General features: G+C 69.2%; 1 protein-coding gene. It reads left to right on the top strand.

The window, feature by feature from the left end:
• Positions 1–1,172: alpha/beta fold hydrolase (locus FJ980_RS33025; protein WP_140547603.1), on the top strand; the 1,172-nt coding region annotated here is incomplete at both ends.

The following is a 1,172-nucleotide window of genomic DNA, read 5'->3' as shown; positions in this document are numbered from 1 at the left end:
GTGATGGACGCGGCCGGCAGCGGCCGCGCGGCCCTGCTCGGCGCCTCGGAAGGCGCTCCGATGGCCATGCTGTTCGCCGCCACGTATCCGGAGCGGACGCGCGCCCTGGCGCTCTATGGCGGCTATGCCCATTTCCACCGATGGGTGATGCCGCCGGAACGGCTGGACGCATTCATCGCGACGACGGAAACCGCCTGGGGCACAGGCGCCACCTTGCCGCATTTTGCGCCCGGCCGCGTCGAAGACAGTCACTTTGCCGCCTGGTGGTCGCGGTTCGAGCGGCTGTCGGCAAGTCCAACGGCGGCGGCGGCGCTGGCGCGCATGAATGCCGGCATAGACGTGCGCGGCATACTCTCGGCGATCAGCGCGCCGACGCTGCTGATCCACCGCCGCAACGACGCGCGCGTCGATCCCGATGCCAGCCGCTTTCTCGCCCGGAAGATCCCGAACGCCCGGCTTGTCGAAATCCCCGGGCGCGACCACCCGGTATGGACCGGTGACGTCGACCGGGTCGCCGACCTAATCGAGGAATTCCTGACCGGCGAGCCGGCCGTGGCCGACAGCGAGCGCGTGCTCGCCGCATTGCTGGTGACGCGTATCTACGATACGGCGCGCCTCGGCGACCGCATGTGGAGCGAGCGCAGCCAGCGATTCCAGGAGACCTGGCGATTGCTGGTGGGGCGCCATGGCGGACGTGTCGCAGGCACGCATGGCGAGCTGATGATCTCGCGCTTCGACGGTCCGGCGCGCGCCATACGCTGCGCGGCGGCATTGCGCGAAGCGGCGCAGGAGATCGGTGTGGCCAGTGCACAGGGCGTGCATGTCGGCGAGATCGAGATGCGCGGACCGCCGGTCGGCTTGACTGCACGCGTGACCATACAACTTGCGGCCCATGCCAGCCGCGGCGAGATCCTGGCGTCGCGGCTGGTTTCCGACCTGGCGACCGGCTCCGGCCTACACTTCATCGATGGCGGACGCATTGCGCTCGACGAGTTGGACGAGCCGTTGGCGTTTGTTCTTGCGACGTCCGAGCAGCATCTGGAACCCGCCTGCCGATCCAAGCCCAGGCCTGCCGAACCGGCCGCGCTGACGGCGCGCGAAAGCGAGGTGGTGAGCCTGATCGCCGACGGCAAGAGCAATGCCGCGATCGCCGCCGAGCTCAGCCTCAGCGA

This window comes from Mesorhizobium sp. B1-1-5, from assembly GCF_006443065.1.
Taxonomy (GTDB): domain Bacteria; phylum Pseudomonadota; class Alphaproteobacteria; order Rhizobiales; family Rhizobiaceae; genus Mesorhizobium.
This window is presented reverse-complemented; position numbering and strand designations above follow the sequence as displayed.